This window comes from Micromonospora sp. WMMB482 (assembly GCF_019038635.1).
In the GTDB taxonomy this organism is placed as follows: domain Bacteria; phylum Actinomycetota; class Actinomycetes; order Mycobacteriales; family Micromonosporaceae; genus Micromonospora; species Micromonospora marina.
Genome location: NZ_JAHOPD010000020.1, coordinates 4,064,158 through 4,084,223, shown reverse-complemented (window position 1 = coordinate 4,084,223; position 20,066 = coordinate 4,064,158). Strand labels below are relative to the sequence as shown.

Annotated in this window: 18 protein-coding genes; 6 read left to right on the top strand and 12 right to left on the bottom strand. The window is 72.2% G+C overall.

Annotation, left to right across the window (positions count from 1 at the left end; genetic code table 11):
• Positions 1-6 precede the first annotated feature (6 nt).
• The gene (locus KSK32_RS20420; protein WP_216932645.1) at positions 7-1,188 is read right to left on the bottom strand and encodes an acetoin utilization protein AcuC; all 1,182 of its coding nucleotides are present in this window, start codon (positions 1,186-1,188) and stop codon (positions 7-9) included.
• Between the two features lie 47 nt (positions 1,189-1,235).
• Positions 1,236-2,093: a sulfurtransferase gene (locus KSK32_RS20415; RefSeq protein WP_216932644.1), complete on the bottom strand. Its 858-nt coding sequence runs from the start codon at positions 2,091-2,093 to the stop codon at positions 1,236-1,238.
• A gap of 97 nt (positions 2,094-2,190) precedes the next feature.
• Between KSK32_RS20415 and KSK32_RS20410 the strand changes: the two genes are divergently transcribed.
• Positions 2,191-2,877, top strand: a complete 687-nt coding sequence (locus KSK32_RS20410; protein WP_216932643.1) for a metal-dependent transcriptional regulator — start codon at positions 2,191-2,193, stop codon at positions 2,875-2,877.
• 33 nt (positions 2,878-2,910) lie between these two features.
• Here the strand turns inward: KSK32_RS20410 and KSK32_RS20405 are convergent, their stop codons facing one another.
• Entirely contained in the window at positions 2,911-3,459 is a 549-nt protein-coding gene (locus KSK32_RS20405; protein ID WP_216932642.1) for a hypothetical protein, read from the bottom strand.
• A gap of 87 nt (positions 3,460-3,546) precedes the next feature.
• Positions 3,547-3,780: a DUF5522 domain-containing protein gene (locus KSK32_RS20400; protein WP_289256343.1), complete on the bottom strand. Its 234-nt coding sequence runs from the start codon at positions 3,778-3,780 to the stop codon at positions 3,547-3,549.
• Between the two features lie 194 nt (positions 3,781-3,974).
• On the opposite strand from KSK32_RS20400, the gene KSK32_RS20395 reads away from it, so the two are divergent.
• Both KSK32_RS20395 and KSK32_RS20390 read left to right on the top strand, forming a co-directional pair.
• Entirely contained in the window at positions 3,975-4,571 is a 597-nt protein-coding gene (locus KSK32_RS20395) for an RNA polymerase sigma factor (protein ID WP_216936242.1), read from the top strand.
• Entirely contained in the window at positions 4,568-5,518 is a 951-nt protein-coding gene (locus tag KSK32_RS20390) for a hypothetical protein (RefSeq protein WP_216932641.1), read from the top strand. The genes KSK32_RS20395 and KSK32_RS20390 overlap by 4 nt, the downstream gene beginning before the upstream one ends.
• A 79-nt stretch (positions 5,519-5,597) precedes the next feature.
• Here KSK32_RS20390 and KSK32_RS20385 read toward each other — a convergent pair whose 3' ends face one another.
• From KSK32_RS20385 to nrdR, 3 genes are all read right to left on the bottom strand, one after another.
• On the bottom strand, positions 5,598-6,551 hold the full coding sequence (locus KSK32_RS20385; RefSeq protein WP_216932640.1) for a DUF2332 domain-containing protein: 954 nt from the start codon (positions 6,549-6,551) through the stop codon (positions 5,598-5,600).
• 108 nt (positions 6,552-6,659) lie between these two features.
• Complete coding sequence (locus KSK32_RS20380; RefSeq protein ID WP_216932639.1) at positions 6,660-9,557, bottom strand: vitamin B12-dependent ribonucleotide reductase; 2,898 nt, start codon at positions 9,555-9,557, stop codon at positions 6,660-6,662.
• A gap of 34 nt (positions 9,558-9,591) precedes the next feature.
• Complete coding sequence (gene nrdR / locus KSK32_RS20375) at positions 9,592-10,092, bottom strand: transcriptional regulator NrdR (protein WP_013284751.1); 501 nt, start codon at positions 10,090-10,092, stop codon at positions 9,592-9,594.
• A 490-nt stretch (positions 10,093-10,582) separates the two neighbouring features.
• Between nrdR and lexA the strand changes: the two genes are divergently transcribed.
• Positions 10,583-11,365 carry a transcriptional repressor LexA gene (gene lexA, locus KSK32_RS20370; RefSeq protein WP_013284750.1) on the top strand — a complete coding sequence of 261 codons (783 nt, stop codon included), beginning with the start codon at positions 10,583-10,585 and terminating at the stop codon, positions 11,363-11,365.
• A 54-nt stretch (positions 11,366-11,419) separates the two neighbouring features.
• On the opposite strand, the gene KSK32_RS20365 is transcribed toward lexA, so the two are convergent.
• The gene (locus KSK32_RS20365; protein WP_216932638.1) at positions 11,420-13,141 is read right to left on the bottom strand and encodes a hypothetical protein; all 1,722 of its coding nucleotides are present in this window, start codon (positions 13,139-13,141) and stop codon (positions 11,420-11,422) included.
• A gap of 161 nt (positions 13,142-13,302) precedes the next feature.
• On the opposite strand from KSK32_RS20365, the gene KSK32_RS20360 reads away from it, so the two are divergent.
• Complete coding sequence (locus KSK32_RS20360; protein WP_216932637.1) at positions 13,303-13,896, top strand: peptidoglycan-binding protein; 594 nt, start codon at positions 13,303-13,305, stop codon at positions 13,894-13,896.
• Between the two features lie 57 nt (positions 13,897-13,953).
• Here the strand turns inward: KSK32_RS20360 and hflX are convergent, their stop codons facing one another.
• Entirely contained in the window at positions 13,954-15,375 is a 1,422-nt protein-coding gene (hflX, locus tag KSK32_RS20355; RefSeq protein ID WP_216932636.1) for a GTPase HflX, read from the bottom strand.
• A gap of 196 nt (positions 15,376-15,571) precedes the next feature.
• Between hflX and KSK32_RS20350 the strand changes: the two genes are divergently transcribed.
• Positions 15,572-17,044 carry an NAD-dependent malic enzyme gene (locus tag KSK32_RS20350; RefSeq protein ID WP_216932635.1) on the top strand — a complete coding sequence of 491 codons (1,473 nt, stop codon included), beginning with the start codon at positions 15,572-15,574 and terminating at the stop codon, positions 17,042-17,044.
• 463 nt (positions 17,045-17,507) lie between these two features.
• On the opposite strand, the gene dapF is transcribed toward KSK32_RS20350, so the two are convergent.
• From dapF to KSK32_RS20335, 3 genes are read right to left on the bottom strand one after another with little or no spacing between them, the layout of a single operon-like run.
• Positions 17,508-18,353 (bottom strand): diaminopimelate epimerase, encoded by an 846-nt coding sequence (gene dapF, locus KSK32_RS20345; protein WP_216932634.1) that lies wholly within the window; start codon positions 18,351-18,353, stop codon positions 17,508-17,510.
• Between the two features lie 7 nt (positions 18,354-18,360).
• Complete coding sequence (miaA, locus tag KSK32_RS20340) at positions 18,361-19,380, bottom strand: tRNA (adenosine(37)-N6)-dimethylallyltransferase MiaA (protein WP_374226719.1); 1,020 nt, start codon at positions 19,378-19,380, stop codon at positions 18,361-18,363.
• Positions 19,263-19,982, bottom strand: a complete 720-nt coding sequence (locus KSK32_RS20335; RefSeq protein ID WP_216932632.1) for a class III extradiol dioxygenase subunit B-like domain-containing protein — start codon at positions 19,980-19,982, stop codon at positions 19,263-19,265. Before KSK32_RS20335 ends, miaA begins: the two co-directional genes overlap by 118 nt.
• Positions 19,983-20,066: the final 84 nt, after the last annotated feature.

Below are 20,066 nucleotides of genomic sequence, written 5' to 3'. Positions count from 1 at the left end.
GCCGGCTCAGTCGCGCGGGTCGTGCGGATCGAGCCCGAGCAGCGGGAAGACCGCCTTGCGGGTGGCCGCGACGGCCCGGTCCACCGCGTTCGGCTCGCCGCTGGGCTGCCACGGCTGGTACGACGGGTCCACGTCGTCGGTCATCCGCAACGGCACCTCGTGCCCGGGTCGCAGCCGCGTGGCCAGGTTCCGCCAGCCGGGCGGGGTGAGCGTGGCCGGGTCGACCGGCTCGCCGGTGGCGACCGCGAGCAGGTGCGTCCAGGCCCGGGGCACCACCTCGACGAGCGCGTACCCGCCGCCGCCGGTGGTGACCCAGCGGCCGTCGCACAGCTCGTCGGCGAGCGCCCGCAGCGTGCGGTAGGTGGCCGCCTGCCCGTCCACCGACAGGTGCAGGTCGGCCAGCGGGTCCTTGCGGTGCCCGTCCGCTCCGCACTGGGTGACCAGCACCTGCGGCCGGAACGCGCGCAGCACCGACGGCACGATCGCGTGGAACGCCCGCTGCCAGCCCGCGTCACCCACCCCCGGTGGCAGCGGCACGTTGACCGCGGTGCCCTCCGCGCCCGGGCCGCCGGTCTCGTCCGGGAACCCGGTGCCGGGGAACAGCGCGAGCGGCGTCTCGTGCAGGCTGACGGTGAGCACCCGCGGGTCGCGGTAGAAGATCTCCTGCACGCCGTCGCCGTGGTGCACGTCCACGTCCACGTACGCGATCCGTTGCGCGCCGAGGTCGAGCAGCCGGGCGATGGCCACGGCCGGGTCGTTGTAGACGCAGAACCCGGCGGCCCGGGCGGGCATGGCGTGGTGCAGCCCGCCGGCGACGCTCACCGCGCGCCGTGCGTCGCCGCGCCACACCGCCTCGGCGGCGGCCGTCGTGGCGCCGGCGATCAGCGCGCTCGCCTCGTGCATCCCGTCGAAGACCGGGTTGTCCGAGGTGCCCAGACCGAAGCCGGCGAACAGCGGGTCGCGCGGCGCGGACCGGACGGCGTCCAGGTAGGCCGGATCGTGTACACGGGTGAGCAGCGCGTCGTCGGCCGGCTCGGGCTTGACCAGCCGCACGCCGGGCCGGTCCAGGACACCCAGTTCGCGGGCGAGCGCCATGGTCAGCTCGACCCGGACCGGGTCGAGGGGATGGTCGCCCATGTCGTAGCCGAGGAGAGCCTCGTCCCACACCACCACCGTGTCGTCGGCCATGCGGCCATCGTCGCACGTGCTCCGGGGCGCGCCCACCAGCCGTACGCTCACCGGCCGGACGTGCCGCCGGTCGCGACCGGACGGTCCGGGTCGGCCACCCACTCGCTCCACGAGCCGACGTACAACGCGGCGTCCGGACGACCGGCCAGGTGCAACGCGAGCACCGCCTGCGCGGCGGTCACCCCGGAACCGCAGTACGCACCGACCGGCGCGTCCGCGTCCACCCCGGCGGCGGCGAAACGCTCCCGGAGCGCCTCGGCGCCGGGGAACCGGCCCTGCGTGACGTACTCCGGGGCGGGCACGTTCACGGCGCCCGGCACGTGCCCGGCGACCGGGTCGACCGGCTCGTGCTCGCCCCGGTAGCGCGGTGCGGCCCGGACGTCGATCAGCACGCCGGGCTCGGCGGCGGCGAGCCGGGCGGCGGCGTCGGCGTCCAGCACCGGCAGCGCCCCCGGCGCCACCGTCACGTCGCCCGGTACCGGAGCGGGCACGCTCGTGTCGACCGGCAGGCCGGCGGCCGTCCAGGCCGGGAAGCCGCCGTGCAGCACCCGCACCTGCCGGTGCCCGGCCCAGCGCAGCGTCCACCAGGCGCGGGCGGCTGACATGCCGTCGCCGCCGTCGTACACCACCACGGGATGACCGGCGCGGACGCCCGCGGCCCGCAGCGCGGCCTGCAACGCCGCCGGGTCCGGAAGCGGGTGCCGGCCGGCGGCGCCGGGCCGCCCGCACAGCTCGGTGTCCAGGTCGACGAAGACGGCGCCGGGCAGGTGACCTGCGGTGTAGTCGTCGCGGCCGGGCGGGCCGGCCAGCCGCCAGCGGACGTCGAGCAGGGTCGGCGGGTCGGCGTGATCGAGTTCGGCGGCGAGCCGGCCGGGCTCGACCAGCAGGTCTGCGGTGGCGGACATGCGGTCCAGTCAACACCATTCGACGCGCCACCTCCGGCTTGGCCTGCGTCGATGGTCGGTGGTAGCGGGTACCATCAGAGGCCAGGAGGCCGCAGACGTGAAGCACGACCTTGTTGACACCACTGAGATGTACCTGCGCACCATCCTCGAACTCGAGGAGGAGGGCGTGCCGCCGCTTCGTGCCCGCATCGCCGAGCGGCTGAAGCAGAGCGGTCCGACGGTGAGCCAGACCGTCGCCCGCATGGAGCGCGACGGCCTGCTCACCGTCGAGGGCGACCGGCATCTGACCCTCACGCCGCAGGGCCGCAACACCGCCGTGTCGGTGATGCGCAAGCACCGGCTGGCCGAGCTGCTGCTGGTGAACGTGATCGGGATGCCCTACGAGGAGGCCCACGAGGAGGCCTGCCGGTGGGAGCACGTGATGAGCGACGCGGTGGAGAAGCGAGTCTTCGACCTGCTCAACCGCCCGACCCGCTCGCCGTACGGCAACCCGATCCCGGGCCTGGCGGAGCTGGGCGACCCGGGCCAGACCCCTGCCGACGGCGTCGAGGGCGAGCGCAACCTGGCCTTCCCCGGTCTGTCCGGCCCGGTCGTGGTGCGGCGGATCTGCGAGAGCGTGCAGACCGACTCGGACGTGCTCCGGCAGTTGCACGCCGCCGGCGTCGACCCGGGCGCGACGGTGACTGTGGCGCAGGAACGCGACGGCGTCTCCATCGACCGCTCCGGCGACCGGGTACGCCTGCCCCGCGAGGTGGCGTCCCGGGTGTTCGTCGCGGCCCGCTGACGCGGTCCCGCGACCTTCGGTCAGAGCTGCCGGTCAGAGCTGTCTGGTGTCGATCGCCTTCGCCAGCGTGACCAGCTTGCCGGCTGTCTTGTCCGCCTCCGCCTTCGCGGTGCCGGGCGGGGCGGTCCAGCGCAGGGTGGCGAGCTGGCCCTCGGTGTCCAGCCAGCCGACCTCGGCGGCCGGGCCGGACTTCGCGGTCTTGGGCAGCGTGCGCCGGTAGGCGGCCTTGCCCAGCTTGCTTATCTTCGCCGCGCCGCCCGGCTGCACGTCCAGGGTGAACGTCGCAGCGTCGATCGACGTCTCGGTCACCGACAGCGTCAGCTCCGGCAGCACCGCCCCGGCCGCCCGGACCAGGCAGGTGTGGGTGTCGCCCCGCTCGGTGGCCGCCGCCACGTCGAACGTGCCGCCAGTGTGCTCGGCGATCACCGCGAAGTCGAGCAGCCGGCACGCCCCGCCCGAGGACGCCGCCGCGACCGGGACCGGCGGGGGCGGAGCCGGCGGCCCGGCCTCGGTCGGCCCCTCGTCGGCGCAGCCGGCGGCGAGCAGGACGGCCGGAACGACCAGCCAGATACGGGCACGCACGGGAGACCTCCGCGGTCGGCGGCGGGTCCGGCCCGCCGGAGTTCCGTCGGACACCGTACGGTGCACCCCAGCGGGGACGGAAGCCCCCTAATCGGCCACGTACGGACAGTGCCGGCAGCCTCGCCCGCAGCACGTGCCACGCCGCGCCAGGAAGCCGGCGCTGAGCACGAACAGCCCCGTCTCCGGATCCAGGTAACCGGCCTCCCCGGCGGCCAGGGCGGCCGTGTGCGCGGCGAGGATGCGTTCCCGCCCCGGGTGGTCCGGCGACAGCCTCGACGGGTGCGGTTCGGTAAGGGGCCGTCCCGCCAGCTCGTCGCGCACCGCTGAAGTCTACGGAGGGTGCCCTCGCGAGGTCGGCACCACCGGCATCCGCCCGGTCCCGATGGTCTCGCCGAGGGCGATGCTCACGCTGATGTCGGTGTCACGCCGGCTGTCCGGGAGGGACACTACGACCGGACCGCGCCCGCCGTGAACCCGTCCGCGCCGACCGGGCATGAACGGATGTGACGAACAAGATGCACCGGGCCGAGGCCCACGAGCGGGGACATCCCGGGGTCTGGCCGCCCGACGAGCCGTCGGACGACGACGTGATACGCGCGTCCCTCGCCGAGCCGGAGCGGTTCGCGCCGTTGTTCGACCGGCACGCCGTCCCCGTGCACCGTTATCTGGCTCGCCGCATCGGTCCGCCGGCGGACGACCTCCTGGCCGAGACCTTCCTGGTCGCATTCCGGCGGAGGGCGTCGTACACCCCGGACGTCGGCGTACGGCCGTGGCTCTTCGGGATCGCCACCAACCTCCTGCGCCGGCACGTACGGACCGAGGAACGCCGCTACCGCGCGCTGGCCCGGCTCGCCGCCGGCGAGTCGGCACCGTCGGTGATCGAGGACGCGATCGACCGGCTGGACGCCGCCGCCCTACGCCGGGACCTGGCCCTGGCGCTGGCCTCGCTGCACCGGCGGGACCGGGACGTGTTGCTGCTCACCGCGTGGGCGAACCTGTCGTACGAGCAGATCGCCGCCGTGCTCGACATCCCGATCGGCACCGTCCGTTCCCGCCTGCACCGTGCCCGCCGACTCACCCGACTCGCGCTCGCCCTCGAGGAGCCGACATGAACGAGATCAACCTGCTACGTACGCACGGGCCGGATGCCCCGAAAGCGTCCACCGAGACGCTCCGCCTCGCGAGGGACCGCCTCGCCGGCGAGTTGGCCGCCGCATCCGTACGCCGGAGGGTTCCGCCGCTGCGGCGGCGGACGCTCCTGGTGGCAGCCGGGGCCACGGTGGTGGCCGGGGCGGGCGTCGGCCTCGCGGTACGTCCGCTCGATCGATCGGCGGAGCCGTTGACCCTGGTGGCTGCGACGATCCCGGAGTTTCCGCTGACCCTGCGGTCGCGGCCGGCGACGCTGAACCCACCTCGCTACAGCTACGCCCCGGGCCAGTTTCTCGCCGTGTACCTGTCCCGCAGCACCACCGACGACGTCTACCTCTCTGTCGGGGACAGTCGACCGGCACCGATCGCGACGACGTCACGTCCGGTGGCTGTCGGAGGCCGGCCGGCCGAGATGTACGAGGAGCCGTACCCCGGCGGTCCGCGTGAGCACGTCGTGTCGTGGGAGCGCAGGCCCGGTCAGTGGGTGTCGCTGACCGGCCACGGCATGTTCGCCGACGACGCGGCGCTGCTCCGGCTGGCCGAGCACCTCGTTGACGAGCCGCAGCAGGTGCCGCTGCAGGTCCGGCTGGCGCCAGGCGGTTGGCGGCTCGCCTTCTTCAAGAACGACACCATCCTGACCCTGCAGGGCGACTCCACCGACGAGACGCTCACCGTGCAGGTCGTTGCACGCCGTGACCCGGACCTGCTGCGCAACGTGATGGGAGCCCGGGAGGAGCGAAGGGTCACGGTGGGCGGCCGGGAAGCCCATCTGATCCGCGCCGACGAGATCTGGTTCCTGCAGGCCGAGGTGCCCGGCGGGGCGGTGGTCAACCTGCGGGCGCCGCTGCGGCTCTCGGTCGACCAGGTCGTCGCGATCGCCGAGCAGATCTCGGTCACTCCGCGCCCCTGACCGTCTGTTGCCGGCCCGTTCCGGTCGATCATGAGGTTGGCGGTCGTCCTGCCGGCGTGTCGCGCCGCCAACTTCATGATCACGCGTTCGGGGCCGGGGCCGGGAGCCAGGTCAGGGACTGGCCGTGGCCCCGGGTCCAGGCCAGCGGGCGGCCGTCCAGGGCCAGGACGTTGTGGAACCCGTCGGCGGGCGGCTCGGGCAGCGTCGCGTGCGGCAGCACCGACAGGTCCTCGTTGGCAATCCAGTGGCCGGGCAGCGTGCGTACCAGCGCGGTGAAAGCGTCCCGGCGCGCCTTCGGCACCTGGTAGAGCACCGAACTGTGGAACACCACGAGCGTCGCCCCGGCCGGAGCTTGCGCCGCCAGCGCCGGTAGGTCGTCGACCAGGTCACCGCGTACCAGCAGCGGCGGGTCGGCCGCCGCGACCGCCGCCGCCGCGCGCAGCCGCTCCCGGCGGTGCCGGTGCTCCGGCCAGATCAACGCCTCCAGCCAGGCCACGTCCGCCGGGTCGGTGACGTCGAGCGGGTTCACGTCGAGCCCGGCCCGCCACACCACCTCCGGACGCCGCACCGGCGGCTCGGTGCCGGTCAGGTCACAGTCGAGCACCGGCTCGCCGTCGCCGACCCGCCGGTCGCCGTAGCGGTACGCGTACCGGTCGGGGTAGAGGCACAGCCCGGCGGACGCACCCACCTCCAGCAACGCCAGCGGCTGCGGCAACGCGGCGAGCACCGGCAGCAGCACCGCGCAGCGCCCCGCCTCGTTCGTCTGCGTCGCCCGCACCCGCATCTGGGCCGCGACGTCCGGCCAGTGCGCCATCACGTACGCGCGGAACGCCGCCGGGTCGTCCACCGGCCCGCCGCGCAGCCGCACCACCCCGAACAGCAGGTTCGGCTGACGCTTCGCCGGCGGCAGCGAGTCGAGCAGGGCGAGCAGCTCCGGGTCACCGGCTACCGCCCGCGACAACCGCTCGTACGCCGGGGACACGCCGCGCGTCTCACGCTCGGCGAAGACCCGATAGATGTCTGCCGTGCTCATCCCCCGAGCATTCCAGCTTCCGTACCCGATCGTCTGTGACCGTGGGCACCCGGACGCGCGCGAACGCGGCAGGGAAGTCCCTGCCGCGCTCGCGTGTTCGGCCGGTCGTCAGCTGCAACCGCTGGTGGAGCCGCAGCCCTCGCAGACGTAGCAGCTACCGGCGGGCCGCATCTTCGTGCCGCAGGTGAAGCAGAGCGGCGCGTCGGCGGCCTTGCCAATCACGGCCTCCAGCAGTTCGGTGCTGGAACCCACCGGCGGCGCGGGCTTCACGGCAGCGGCGTCGGCCATCTCCTGCGCCGGCTGCGCGACCGGGCCGGTCTTCGGCTCGGGCGCCTCGACCGGGGCGGAGGCGGCCATCGCGGTGAGGTCCGCACCGCTCGCCTCCGCCTCCGCCTCGGCCGCGAGCTGGGCGGCCCGCTCCCTGGCGGTGAAGATGCCCAGCTCGGCGCGGCGGTCGTACGGCAGGAAGTCCAGTGCCAGGCGACGGAAGATGTAGTCCATCACCGAGGCGGCCATGCGCACGTCCGGGTCGTCGGTCATGCCGGCCGGCTCGAAGCGCATGTTGGTGAACTTGCTGACGTACGTCTCCAGCGGGACGCCGTACTGGAGACCGATGGAGATGGCCACCGAGAAGGCGTCCATCACGCCGGCCAGGGTCGAGCCCTGCTTCGACATCTTGAGGAAGACCTCGCCGAGGCCGTCGTCCGGGTACGACGAGGCGGTGAGGTAGCCCTCCGCGCCGCCGACCGAGAACGAGATGGTCTCCGACGGGCGCTTCTTCGGCAGCCGCTTGCGCACCGGGCGGTACTCGACGACCTTCTCGACGACCTTCTCCGGCTCGGCGGCCGGCGTCTTGGTCTCGACGGTGCCCTTGCCCGGCTTGGCGGCCGACAGCGGCTGGCCGACCTTGCAGTTGTCGCGGTAGATCGCCAGCGCCTTCAGGCCGAGCTTCCAGCCCTCGAAGTAGATCTTCTCGACGTCGGAGACGGTGGCCTGCTCCGGCATGTTGACCGTCTTGGAGATGGCGCCGGAGATGAACGGCTGGACGGCCGCCATCATCCGCACGTGACCCATCGGCGCGATCGAGCGCTCGCCCATCGCGCAGTCGAAGACCGGGTAGTGCTCCGGCTTGAGGCCCGGGGCGTCCACCACGTGGCCGTGGTCGGCGATGTGCTCGACGATCGCCTCGACCTGCTCCTCGGGGTAGCCGAGGCTGCGCAGGGCGCGCGGCACGGTCTGGTTGACGATCTGCATCGAGCCGCCGCCGACCAGCTTCTTGAACTTCACCAGCGCCAGGTCCGGCTCGACACCCGTGGTGTCGCAGTCCATCATCAGGCCGATGGTGCCGGTCGGGGCGAGCACGCTGGCCTGCGAGTTGCGCCAACCATTCTTGTCGCCGAGCTTGTTGCCGAGCGTCCACTGCTTGGTCGCCTCGCGCTGCACGGCGGTGGCCACGGTGCCGGTCGGCTTGATCGCGTCGTTGGCGGCGGCGTGCTTGCGCATGACCCGCTTGTGCGGCTCGGCGTTGCGGGCGTAGCCGTCGTACGGGCCGACGATGCCGGCCAGCTCGGCGGAACGGCGGTAGGCGGTGCCGGTCATCAGCGAGGTGATCGCGGCGGACACCTCCCGGCCCTGCTCCGAGTCGTACGGCAGGCCGGAGGCCATCAGCAGCGCGCCCAGGTTGGCGTACCCGATGCCGAGCTGCCGGTAGGCGCGGGTGGTCTCCCCGATCTTCTCGGTCGGGAAGTCGGCGAAGCAGATCGAGATGTCCATCGCGGTGATGACGAACTCGACCGACTTGACGAACTTCTCCACCTCGAAGCCGCCGTCGGCGCGGAGGAACTTCATCAGGTTCAGCGAGGCCAGGTTGCACGAGGAGTTGTCCAGGTGCAGGTACTCCGAGCAGGGGTTCGACGCGGTGATCCGCCCGGTCTCCGGGCAGGTGTGCCAGTCGTTGATGGTGTCGTCGTACTGCAGGCCCGGGTCGGCGCACTCCCAGGCCGCCTGGGAGATGGTGTGGAACAGCTTCTTCGCGTCGATCGTCTCGATGGTCTGCCCGTCGAGCCGGCCGCGCAGGTCGAAGCCGCCGCCGTTCTCCACCGCGGTCATGAACTCGTCGGAGACGCGGACCGAGTTGTTGGCGTTCTGGTACTGCACGCTGACGATGTCGGCGCCGCCCAGGTCCATGTCGAACCCGGCGTCGCGCAGCGCGCGGATCTTGTCCTCCTCGCGCGCCTTGGTCGCCACGAACTCCTCGATGTCCGGGTGGTCCACGTCGAGGATGACCATCTTGGCCGCGCGCCGGGTGGCGCCACCGGACTTGATGGTGCCGGCGGAGGCGTCCGCGCCACGCATGAAGCTGACCGGGCCGGAGGCGGTGCCGCCGGAGGAGAGCAGCTCCTTCGAGGAACGGATGCGGGACAGGTTGACCCCGGCGCCCGAGCCGCCCTGGAAGATCCGGCCCTCCTCCTTGTACCAGTCCAGGATGGAGTCCATCGAGTCGTCGACCGACAGGATGAAGCACGCCGAGACCTGCTGCGGCGACGGCGTGCCGACGTTGAACCACACCGGCGAGTTAAAGCTGAACACCTGGTGCAGCAGCATCCAGGTCAGCTCGTGCGCGAACACCTCGGCGTCGGCCGGGGTGGCGAAGTAGCCGTACTCCTCACCGGCGGTGCGGTAGGTGTCGACCACCCGGTCGATGAGCTGCCTGAGCGACCACTCCCGTTCCGGGGTCCCCACCGCGCCCCGGAAGTACTTGGTGGTCACGATGTTCGCCGCGTTCACCGACCAGGACTCGGGGAACTCCACCCCGCGCTGCTCGAAGTTGATCGAGCCGTCCCGCCAGTTCGTCATGACGACGTCGCGGCGCTCCCAGGCGACCTCGTCGTAGGGATGCACCCCCTCGGTCGTCCAGACGCGCTCGATCTTCAGCCCCGCCCCGGCCTTGTTCCGTGACTTGCTGGTCGTCACGCCCTCGCCCCCCTCGTCGGCACGGTCACCCACCGCGCCTCGTGTACCTGTCAGAAACCCGAAAATGTCAGCTGATCGCGCCGGCGGCGTCCGCCGCACCGGCACCGGCGCCCTCCCGGGCGCGCGCGGCGGCCCGCAGCGTCTCGATCTCGCGCTCGAAGTCGGCGAGCGAGTCGAAGGACCGGTAGACGCTGGCGAACCGCATGTAGGCCACCTCGTCGAGGTCACGCAACGGGCCGAGGATGGCCAGGCCCACCTCGTGGCTGGGGATCTCGGCCGCCCCCTTGGCCCGTACGGTCTCCTCGACCTTCTGTGCCAGCAGCGCGATCGAGTCGTCGTCGACCGGCCGCCCCTGGCACGCCTTGCGCACCCCACCGATGATCTTCGTACGGCTGAACGGCTCGGTCACCCCGCTGCGCTTGACCACCGCGAGCACCGCCTCCTCGACGGTGGTGAACCGCTTGCCGCACTCCGGGCACGACCGTCGCCTCCGGATGAGCTGGCCGTCGTCGGCCTCCCGCGAGTCGACCACCCGGGAGTCGGCGTGCCGGCAGTACGGACACCGCATTCGCCCGACCTCCTGTCGTCGATCGCGGGCACACCTACCGGCTCCCGGGCACGCGTCGACACGGCGGGGCCATCGTCCGATGACCGTCGCCGGGTGCGCTGTGCGGGAGTGCGTTCGGTAGTTGGACCCAACCTGTAGGCAACTTACGCCCGTGTGACTACTACATCTAGGGGTCGACCGTATGCCGAACCCCAAGCGAGGTCAAGTTGACCGGCGTGTCCGGCGAGTCGTCAGGATCACGTCCGGCGCGGCGCCGCCGAGGAGCCCAACGGACGGCCTCCCGCACTGGTCACGGGCGGCCGGGATAGAACATCCGTTCGAGCGGCGTACCCTTCTATCAGAACACCAGTTCGGAAATCCAGGAATTCGGCGCGACACGCCGACAGCAGGTCGTACAGATGTTTGAAAATGGCCGATCTCACCTATACGGTCAGACCACACGCACCACGAGCCGACGAGGCACCCCAGCGCCGACCAGGGAGGGACGGACGTGACCGAGGACCGGGCCAGCCGGCAGAAGAACCCGCAGCCGAACGACGGGGCGGGTCCTCCGGCGACCCGTCGCCCCCGCACCGCCCGCAGCCGCACCGCCCCCGCGGCCGTGCGTCCGGTCACCCCGGTGGTGAGCAGCTTCCCCGACCCGGCGACAGTCGACCTGACCGCCCGGCAGCGGCGGATCCTGGAGTTCATCCGCAACTGGGTCGAGCGCCACGGCTACCCGCCGAGCGTACGCGAGATCGGCGAGGCGGTCGGGCTGGTGTCCCCGTCCAGCGTCGCCTACCAGCTCAAGGAGCTGGAGAAGAAGGGCTTCCTGCGCCGCGACCCGAACCGGCCGCGCGCCGTCGATGTCCGCGCACCGGGCGAGGCGGACGACGAGGCGGCCCGCGCGCAGCGGCCCGCCCCGGCGTACGTGCCGATGCTGGGCCGCATCGCCGCCGGTGGGCCGATCCTGGCCGAACAGGCGGTGGAGGACATCTTCCCCCTCCCCCGCGAACTGGTCGGCGAGGGCGAGGTCTTCATGCTCCAGGTCAAGGGTGACTCGATGCTCGACGCGGCGATCTGCGACGGCGACTGGGTGGTCGTCCGGCAGCAGCCGAACGCCGAGGTCGGCGACATCGTGGCCGCCATGCTCGACGGTGAGGCGACGGTGAAGACCTACCGGCGGCGCGACGGGCACGTCTGGCTGATGCCGCAGAACCCGGCCTTCGACCCGATCCCCGGCGACGACGCCACGATCATGGGCCGCGTGGTCGCGGTGCTGCGCCGCATCTGACCGACAGCAGCGAAAAGGGGTGACCGTGGCCGGTCACCCCTTTTCGGTGTCGTCTCAGTAGCGGTCCCCCCGGTACTCCCGGCCGCCGCCGGACACCGGGCCGTACCGGCCCTGGTCGTCGTAATCGTCGCGGCGCCCGCCGCGCGGCTCCTGGCCGCGGCGCGGTGGCTCGGCCCGGCCGCCGTCCCCCCGCGGCCCGCCGCCGTTCGGCTGCCCGCGGTGTCCGGCCCCGCCCGGGCCGCCGCCGTAGCCGCCACCCGGGCCGCCACGGCCGGGACTGCCCTGACCGCCGCCGCCAACCGAGCTGTCACGGCCGGGACCACCCTGACCGCCGCCCGGTCCGCCCTGTCCGCCGCCGCCGTAGACGCCGCCACCGCGCCCGCCGCCGCCGTACACGCCGCCGCCCTGCGGACGAGCCCCGCCCGGAGGACGGCCACCGCCCTGGCCACGGCCGCCGTCCTGCGGGCCGCCGCCGTACACGCCGCCGCCTTGCCGGCCACCGCCGTAGACACCGCCGGACGCCGGGCGGTCGCCGTTGGCCGCGCCGCCGTAGACGCCACCCTGACCACCGCCGTAGACACCGCCGCGCGGGGCGTCCGGCCGTTCGCCCGACGGGAAGCCGTTGTTCACCGGGAAATCGCCGCTGCGCTCGGGCTCGCCGGCCGGTGCCCGGGGCGCCGGCTTGCGCCGCGCCCGCAGGATGCCGAACACGCCCGCGCCCATCAACAGCGCGCCGATCACCCCGACCGCCGCGATCAGGTACGTGATCTCGTCGAGCGAGAGCCCTTCGAGCCAGGACTTCTCGGCGGCCACTTTGGTGTCGGCCCTGCCGCCGTTGGCCAGCGCCTCCGCACCGGTGGTCGACGGGGTGTAGCTGAGGATGTGGATTGGGTCGGTTGCATCGAAAATACCCCCGTCAGAGACGGTGACGAACGACTTGCCGTCGGGGGTGTAGGAGATTGCTTCGCCGAACGGGTCGGCCAGTGGGGTGACGCGAGGCTTGCCGGTGGTCAGAGAGGTGACGATGTCACCCCCGGTCACGTCGAACTCGAAGGCGTCCGCATAGGTGCGCAGGGTCACCTTGCTGCCGTCGGGCGAGCGAGCCGCGCCGGTCACCGTCACTCGACCACTAGCCTTGAGTGGATTGTCCGTCGTGGTCCTCGGCAGCGAGACCTCACCGACCTTCTTCATCTTCGCCGGCTCGGTAGCACCACTTCGCAGCTTTTCTGCGGGCGTGAATATCTCCGCCGGCCCGGCGGGGACCTTGGTGATGATCAGCGGCATGTTGTTGTCGTCGATCAACAACGCTTCCGCATCACGCGGCTTATCGTCGGGATAAGAGAGACGGTGCAAGACCAACTGCTTGGAACCGTCGATCCGGCCCGACCACACCGCTACTCGTTCCCGGCGTTTTGTGCTGGTAATATTGTCGCCGGTATCGGCGACCCACAACGTCTTCCGGTCGGGGCCGAGCGCCAGATCCTCGGTATCCAACGGCCCGTCGCCTGAGTAGCGCAGCTCCTTCGAGACCTTGCACTTCTCATTCAGGTAGAAGACCCGCTCTAGGCTGTCGTCGTCCGTCCCGTCGTTGATGACCACGTAACCACTGGACGTCGCCACCAGACCGGACAGCTCCCGCAGCCGCTTGTCCTCGACCGTGCACTTCTTCTTCGGAGCCGCGGAGAGCACCGGGGCCGCAGATGCCGCCGGGGCGGCCCAGACCGGCACGACAAGCGCTCCCAGCGCGAGCGTAACCGGGAAGACAACGTGGCGCATGACGCACAGTGTCGCATGCCCCGTTGGCGAGGGGCGGCACGGCAGGGCCCTAAGCCCAAAATTGGGCTATTCCACACAAGCGCAACTTTCCGGACGAAGCGCCTGACCCAAGGGCCGCCCCATTGACATACGCCTACACGACAAATAGGAATCATCACGGCATGCAGGTCATGCAGGTCACTCAGACGACGGGGATTGGAATCCTAGTGCGCCTTAGGAAAAAGCTGCTCGCCGCTGCGCTCACCACCACAGTCGGCATCATCGGATTCGTCGCACCAGCCCATGCTAATACGAGCCAGGGTTTCGTGGCAGGATCAGGGGCCGTCACCGACGATTTCGGTGACGAAGGCACAGTTTCCAGAAGCCCACACAAGCGCAGTGGAGCGACGGGCCTCTGGCAATACATCCTCTGGGCCGACGGGGCCAAGGAGAGCGACGGCTCCACCTTCGACGCAAGCGACATCGACTGCGACTTCGGCCCGAATACAGAGCATGCGACGAAGGACTGGCAGCGACGCTATGGCCTGAGTGCCGACGGCGTAGTCGGAACCGGAACCTTCGGTCGCGCGGACAACAAGCTCGCACAGGTGGGTGATCTCGGCGAGGGTCAGATCAGGGTCAGGTACAACGGATCCGTGCATACCTTCGACATGATTCGGAACGGCTACAACAGCGGCCTGAACTCCTACGGTTATTTCTCGACCGGAAGCTACGCCTTCTACCGGTACAGCAGCGCCCCCGGCGACTGCGTCTGACGCGAGAGGCTCCTGTGGTGCCTTCCCACCTGTTGGGAGGCACCACAGGAGACGCGGTCAACCCGCGAACGGGACCAGCTCGGCGGCGAGCGCCTGCCCCACCCGCACGTGCAGCAGCGTGCCCTCGGGCAGGTGCGCGGTGCTCAGCACCTCACCCTGCCGGTGCACCCGGGCGACCAGGTCACCCCGGTCGTACGGGAGCACCGCGCGCACCTCGACGGCCGGCCGGGGCAGCCGCCGCTCGACGGCCTCACGCATCTCGTCGATCCCGCGCCCGCTATGGGCGGAGACGAAGACGGCGTCCGGCCAGAGCCGCTTGAGCCGCAGCATCGTCTCCTCGTCGGTGGCGTCGGTCTTGTTCACCACCAGTAGTTCCGGCAGCCGGTCGGCGCCCACCTCGGCGAGCACCTCGCGTACCGCCCGGACCTGCTCCTCCGGGTCCGGGTGCGTGCCGTCGACCACGTGCACGACCAGGTCGGAGTCGGCGACCTCCTCCAGCGTCGAGCGGAACGCCTCGACGATCTGGTGCGGCAGGTGCCGGACGAACCCGACCGTGTCGGACAGCGTGTAGAGCCGCCCGTCGGACGTGGTGGCCCGGCGGGTGGTCGGGTCCAGCGTGGCGAACAGCGCGTTCTCCACCAGCACACCCGCACCGGTCAGGCGGTTGAGCAGGCTGGACTTGCCGGCGTTGGTGTAGCCGGCGATGGCCACCGCGGGCACCGCGTTCCGGGTGCGCCGGGCGCGCTTGGTCTGGCGTACCGTCGCCATGCTCTTGATCTCGCGGCGCAGCCGCGCGATGCGGTGGCGGATGCGCCGCCGGTCGGTCTCCAGCTTGGTCTCACCGGGACCACGCAGGCCCACGCCGCCGCCGGCGCCCCCGCCGCGGCCGCTACCACCGGTCTGCCGGGACAGCGTCTCGCCCCAGCCGCGCAGGCGCGGCAGCAGGTATTCCAGCTGGGCCAGCTCGACCTGCGCCTTGCCCTCCTTGCTCTTGGCGTGCTGGGCGAAGATGTCGAGGATCAGGGCGGTCCGGTCGACCACCTTGACCTTGGTGCGCTGCTCCAGGTTGCGCAGCTGCGACGGCGACAGCTCACCGTCGCAGATGATCGTGTCGGCGCCGGTGGACAGCACCACCGCGCCCAGGTCGTCGACCTTGCCCCGGCCGATGTACGTGGCCGGGTCGGGCCGGTGGCGACGCTGGATCAGCCCTTCGAGCACCTGCGAGCCGGCCGTCTCGGCCAGCGCCGCCAGCTCGGTGAGGCTGTTGTCGGCGTCGGTCTGGGTGCCCTCGGTCCAGACCCCCACCAGGACGACCCGCTCCAGCCGGAGCTGGCGGTATTCGACCTCGGTGACGTCTGTGAGTTCGGTGGAGAGGCCGGGGACCCGCCGTAGCGCCTGCCGCTCCGACAGCTCGTACTCGCCGGTGGTGGCGTCGAACTCGTCGTCGGTGTAGGGGTGGAAGGTCTCCTGCTCGCGCAAACTGCGTCTCCTGTCCGTTATGTGCAACGCCGAGCATTTTCGGCGCGTGACACCAATCCTGACATGTGACAACGCCGGACGCACGTGTGTTATGCCCGCGACGCTACCCACCGGTAGCGGGGGCGGATGCCGGGCGACCTGGGCGGGCGAGTAGAAATGCCAGTCGAGCCGCTCAGCGCCGACGGAGGAGTTTCTCGTGGCCAACACACGACTGCCGAGTGCCGGATTCTCCATCACCATCCGGATCGCGGTACCCGCCGACGCCACCTCCATCGGCCGCCTCACCACCGCCGCCGGCGAGGCCGGGGCCATCGTGACCGCGCTGGACGTGGTCGACTCCGACCCCGCGCACGTGATCGTCGACCTCACCTGCGACACCGCCGACGCCGGCCACGCCGACCAGGTCGTCGACGCGCTCACCGCGCTCGACGGCGTGGACGTGCGCAAGGTCTCCGACCGCACCTTCCTGCTGCACCTCGGCGGCAAGATCGAGGTCACCCCGAAGGTCGCGCTGCGCACCCGGGACGAGCTGTCCCGCGCGTACACCCCGGGCGTGGCCCGGGTCTGCATGGCGATCGCGGAGAACCCGGCCGACGCGCGCCGGCTCACCATCAAGCGCAACACCGTCGCCGTGGTGAGCGACGGCACCGCGGTGCTCGGCCTGGGCAACCTCGGGCCGGCCGCGTCGCTGCCGGTGATGGAGGGCAAGGCGGCGCTGTTCAAGCGCTTCGGCGGGGTGGACGCCTGGCCGGTGGTGCTGGACACGCAGGACACCGACGAGATCGTGGCGATCGTCAAGGCGATCGCGCCCGCGTACGGCGGGATCAACCTGGAGGACATCGCCGCGCCGCGCTGCTTCGAGATCGAGGCCCGGCTGCGCGAGGCGCTGGACATCCCGGTCTTCCACGACGACCAGCACGGCACCGCGATCTGCGTGCTGGCCGCGCTGACGAACGCGCTGCGCGTCGTGGGCAAGCAGCTCGCGGACGTCCGGGTCGTGGTCTCCGGCGCCGGCGCGGCCGGCACCGCGATCATGAAGCTGCTGCTGCGCCAGGGCGTGGGCGACATCATCGCGTACGACCGCCAGGGCGCCCTGCACCGCGGACTGCCGGACCTCAACCCGGCCTGGCAGTGGCTGGCCGACAACACCAACAAGGAGAACTACTCCGGTGACCTGGCCGGGGCGGTACGCGGCGCGGACGTGTTCATCGGCGTGAGCGCGCCGAACCTGCTCACCGGCGAGGACGTCGCCGCGATGGCGAAGGACGCGATCGTCTTCGCGCTGGCCAACCCGGACCCGGAGGTGGACCCGCGGGAAGCGCGCAAGTACGCCGCGGTGGTCGCCACCGGTCGCTCGGACCAGCCGAACCAGATCAACAACGTGCTGGCCTTCCCCGGCGTGTTCCGCGGCATGCTCGACGCGCACGCCGAGGAGTTCACCGACGAGATGGCGCTCGCCGCCGCGCAAGCCATCGCGGACGTGGTCGGTGCAGACAAGATCAACCCGACGGTGATCGTGCCGAGCGTCTTCGACTCCCGGGTCGCCCCGGCCGTGGCCGCCGCGGTGCGGGCCGCCGCCCAGAACCCGGCCGCGACGCCGGCCCCGGCGGCCGACCCGGGACCGGCCGACCTCCCCGAGATCGCCGCCAACGCCAGCGCCATCCCCTGAGCTGGCCGGAGCGCACGTGGATTCGCACGAGATCCTGGAAGGAAACGGCCCTCACAGGGGCCCGAATCTTCCAAGATCGCCAGCAGCAACCCCCTCCGGAGGGCGGCACGTCGAACAGAAGCCGCCCGCCGCGGCTTGACCGACCCCACGTCCCCGAAGTGGCGGCATCACCGCCCTTGATCAACGCCAGTTCGCCGAAGTGGCGGCATCCGCGGCTCGGCGACACCACCACGTCGGCGAACTGGCGTCGATCATGACGATCCGGGGCGGGATGGAACGGCCGAGGCGCGCCTGCCGTGCTACGGACACCACTCGTCACGGTCTCGACCAAGGAGTTTGTGTCATCCGGAACCCCGGAATCCGCCACAAACTCCTTGATCACCGGGCGGGAGGGCGGGCATCACCGGGGCGGGAGGGCGGGCGGCACCGGACGGGGCAGGGCGGGCCGGGGCAGGGCGGGGGGCTAAGGGTGCAGGGCTGTGGGCGTGAGAGTGCCTGTCGCCACCAGCACGGCGGGGCCGGAGAGCCAGCACGAGTCGGCTGTCACGGTGACCGTCAGACGCCCGCCTGGCACGTCCACTGTCATCGTGCCGGTGTCCAGGCCGGCGTCGCGCAACGCCACCGCCGCCACCGCGCACGCGCCGGTGCCGCAGGACAGCGTCTCGGCCGAGCCGCGCTCGTAGACCCGCATCAGCACGTGCCCGTCGGTGCCGGCGACCGGCTCGCCCGGGGAGGTGAACTCGACGTTCACCCCGGCCGGGAACGTCGAGGCGTCCACCTCGGGCGTGCGGGTGAGGTCCAGCCCGGTCAGCTCCAGCGCGGCGGGCAGCGGGCACACCAGGTGCGGGTTGCCGACGTCCACGGCGGTGCCGGGCAGCGTCAGCCCGCCGAGCGTGGCGGTTGCCGTGTCGTACAGCCGGGGGCGGCGCATCTCGACCGACACGTCAGCGCCCTCGACGCGGGCCCGCACCAGGCCGGCGCGGGTGGCGATGGGCAGCGTCCCGCCCGACGGGGCGACCAGCGAACGGTCCAGCAGGTAGCGGACGAACACGCGGGCCCCGTTGCCGCACATCTCGGCGAACGAGCCGTCGGAGTTCCAGTAGTCCATGAACCACTCGGCCTCACCGGCGAGCGCGACGCCCTCCGGGTGCTTGGCGGCGCGTACGACGCGCAGCACGCCGTCGCCGCCGAGGCCGCGCCGCCTGTCGCAGAGCGCGGCGACCAGGCCGGGTGTCAGGTCGAGGGCGCCGTCCGGGTCGGGCAGGATGACGAAGTCGTTGCCGGTGCCGTGACCCTTTGTGAACTCCACGCCCCCATCATGGCCGATGCTCGGCGACCACCCGCAGGGCAGTGTCGAGAAACGCGGGCGACGCCGAGTCCAGCCAGTGCACGCGCGGGTCACGCCGGAACCAGGAGCGCTGCCGCCGCACGAACCGGCGGGTGGCGCGGACCGTCTCCTCGTGCGCCTGCGCCTCGGTCAGCTCCCCGGCCAGGAACCGCAGCACCTGCTGGTAGCCGAGCGCCCGGCTCGCCGTCCGCCCCTCGGGCAGCCCTTCGCCGACCAGCGCCCGCACCTCGTCGACCAGCCCGCCGGCCCACATCCGGTCCACCCGCAGCGCGATCCGCTCGTCCAGCGCGGCGGTGTCCAGGTCGACGCCGAGCTGCACCGACGGGTAGTACGGCGTGGGTGACGGCAGCGACGCGGTGAACGGCGCGCCGGTCAGCTCGATCACCTCCAGCGCCCGGACGATCCGCCGGCCGTTCGTGGGCAGGATGCTCGCCGCCGCGCCCGGATCGGCCTCGGTCAGCCGGGCGTGCAGCGGCTCGGGGCCGACCGCCGCGAGTTCCGCCTCCAGCCGCTCCCGCAGCGCCGGGTCGGTGCCGGGGAACTCGAACCGTTCCAGCACCGCCCGCACGTACAGCCCGGAGCCGCCCACCAGCAGCGGCACCCGTCCCCGGGCGAGGATGTCGTCGACGGCCGCGCGGGCCAGCGTCTGGTACTCGGCGACGCTGGCCGGCTCGGTCACCGGCCAGATGTCCAGCAGGTGGTGCGGCACGCCCTCCCGCTCGGCCGGCGTCAGCTTCGCGGTGCCGACGTCCATGCCCCGGTAGAGCTGCATCGAGTCGGCGTTCACCACCTCGCCGCCGAGCGCGTGCGCCAGCGCGATGCTCAGCGCCGACTTCCCGGCCGCGGTCGGCCCGACCACCGCCACGACGGTCACGACCGCTCCCAGTTCGCCACCAGGTAGGCAACGCCGTAGGGCGCGTCCTGGTAGCTGACGTCGCCGCGCCAGTCGCCGCCCGCCGCCCGGGCCGCTCCGGCCAGCACCTGCCACGGCGCCCGCCCCGCGACCCTCAGCTCCGCCGACAGCCCCGGGTCCAGGCCGAGCAGGGCGTCGGTGTCCGCGCGGGCCAGGGCCGAGGCGACCCCCTCGTCGTACGCCTCGGCGCGCGGGTCGTCGTACCCCGGCGCCTTGACGCCCCGGCAGGCGGACCCGTCGCCGAGCACGAGCAGCGCGACCCGCGGATCGTCGTCGCCGATCAGGCTCGCGCCGAACGCCGCGCACTCCGCCGGTGTGGCGTCGTGCGCCACCGACCGGGCCAGCCGGGGCAGCTCGGTGCCGGAGCGGTTCAGCAGCCAGGCGCCGACGGTCAGGCTCAGCGGCAGGCGCTCCGCGCCGGAGCAGGAGGTCTTCCACAGCCGCACCGGCCGGTCGAGCCCGAAGCCGCGCAGGGAACCCGAGTCGGCGGCGTCGAACCGGACGGTCTCCGGCCCGCCGCCGACGAGCAGAATCGCCTCGGGATCGGCGGCGAGCAGCCGGGCGACAGCGGCGTCGGTGGCGGCGCGCAGGTCGTCCAGCTCGGGCGCGGCGGCGCCGGCCAGCTCGGGCACGATAAACGGAGGGTGAGGGCAGACGGCGGCGGCGACCAGGGGCACGCCCCCAAACCTATCGGCATCCCCCGGTGCGTCCCCGCGCCGATCCGGTCATCGAGGGCGTACAACACCGTATGGTCACGGTCG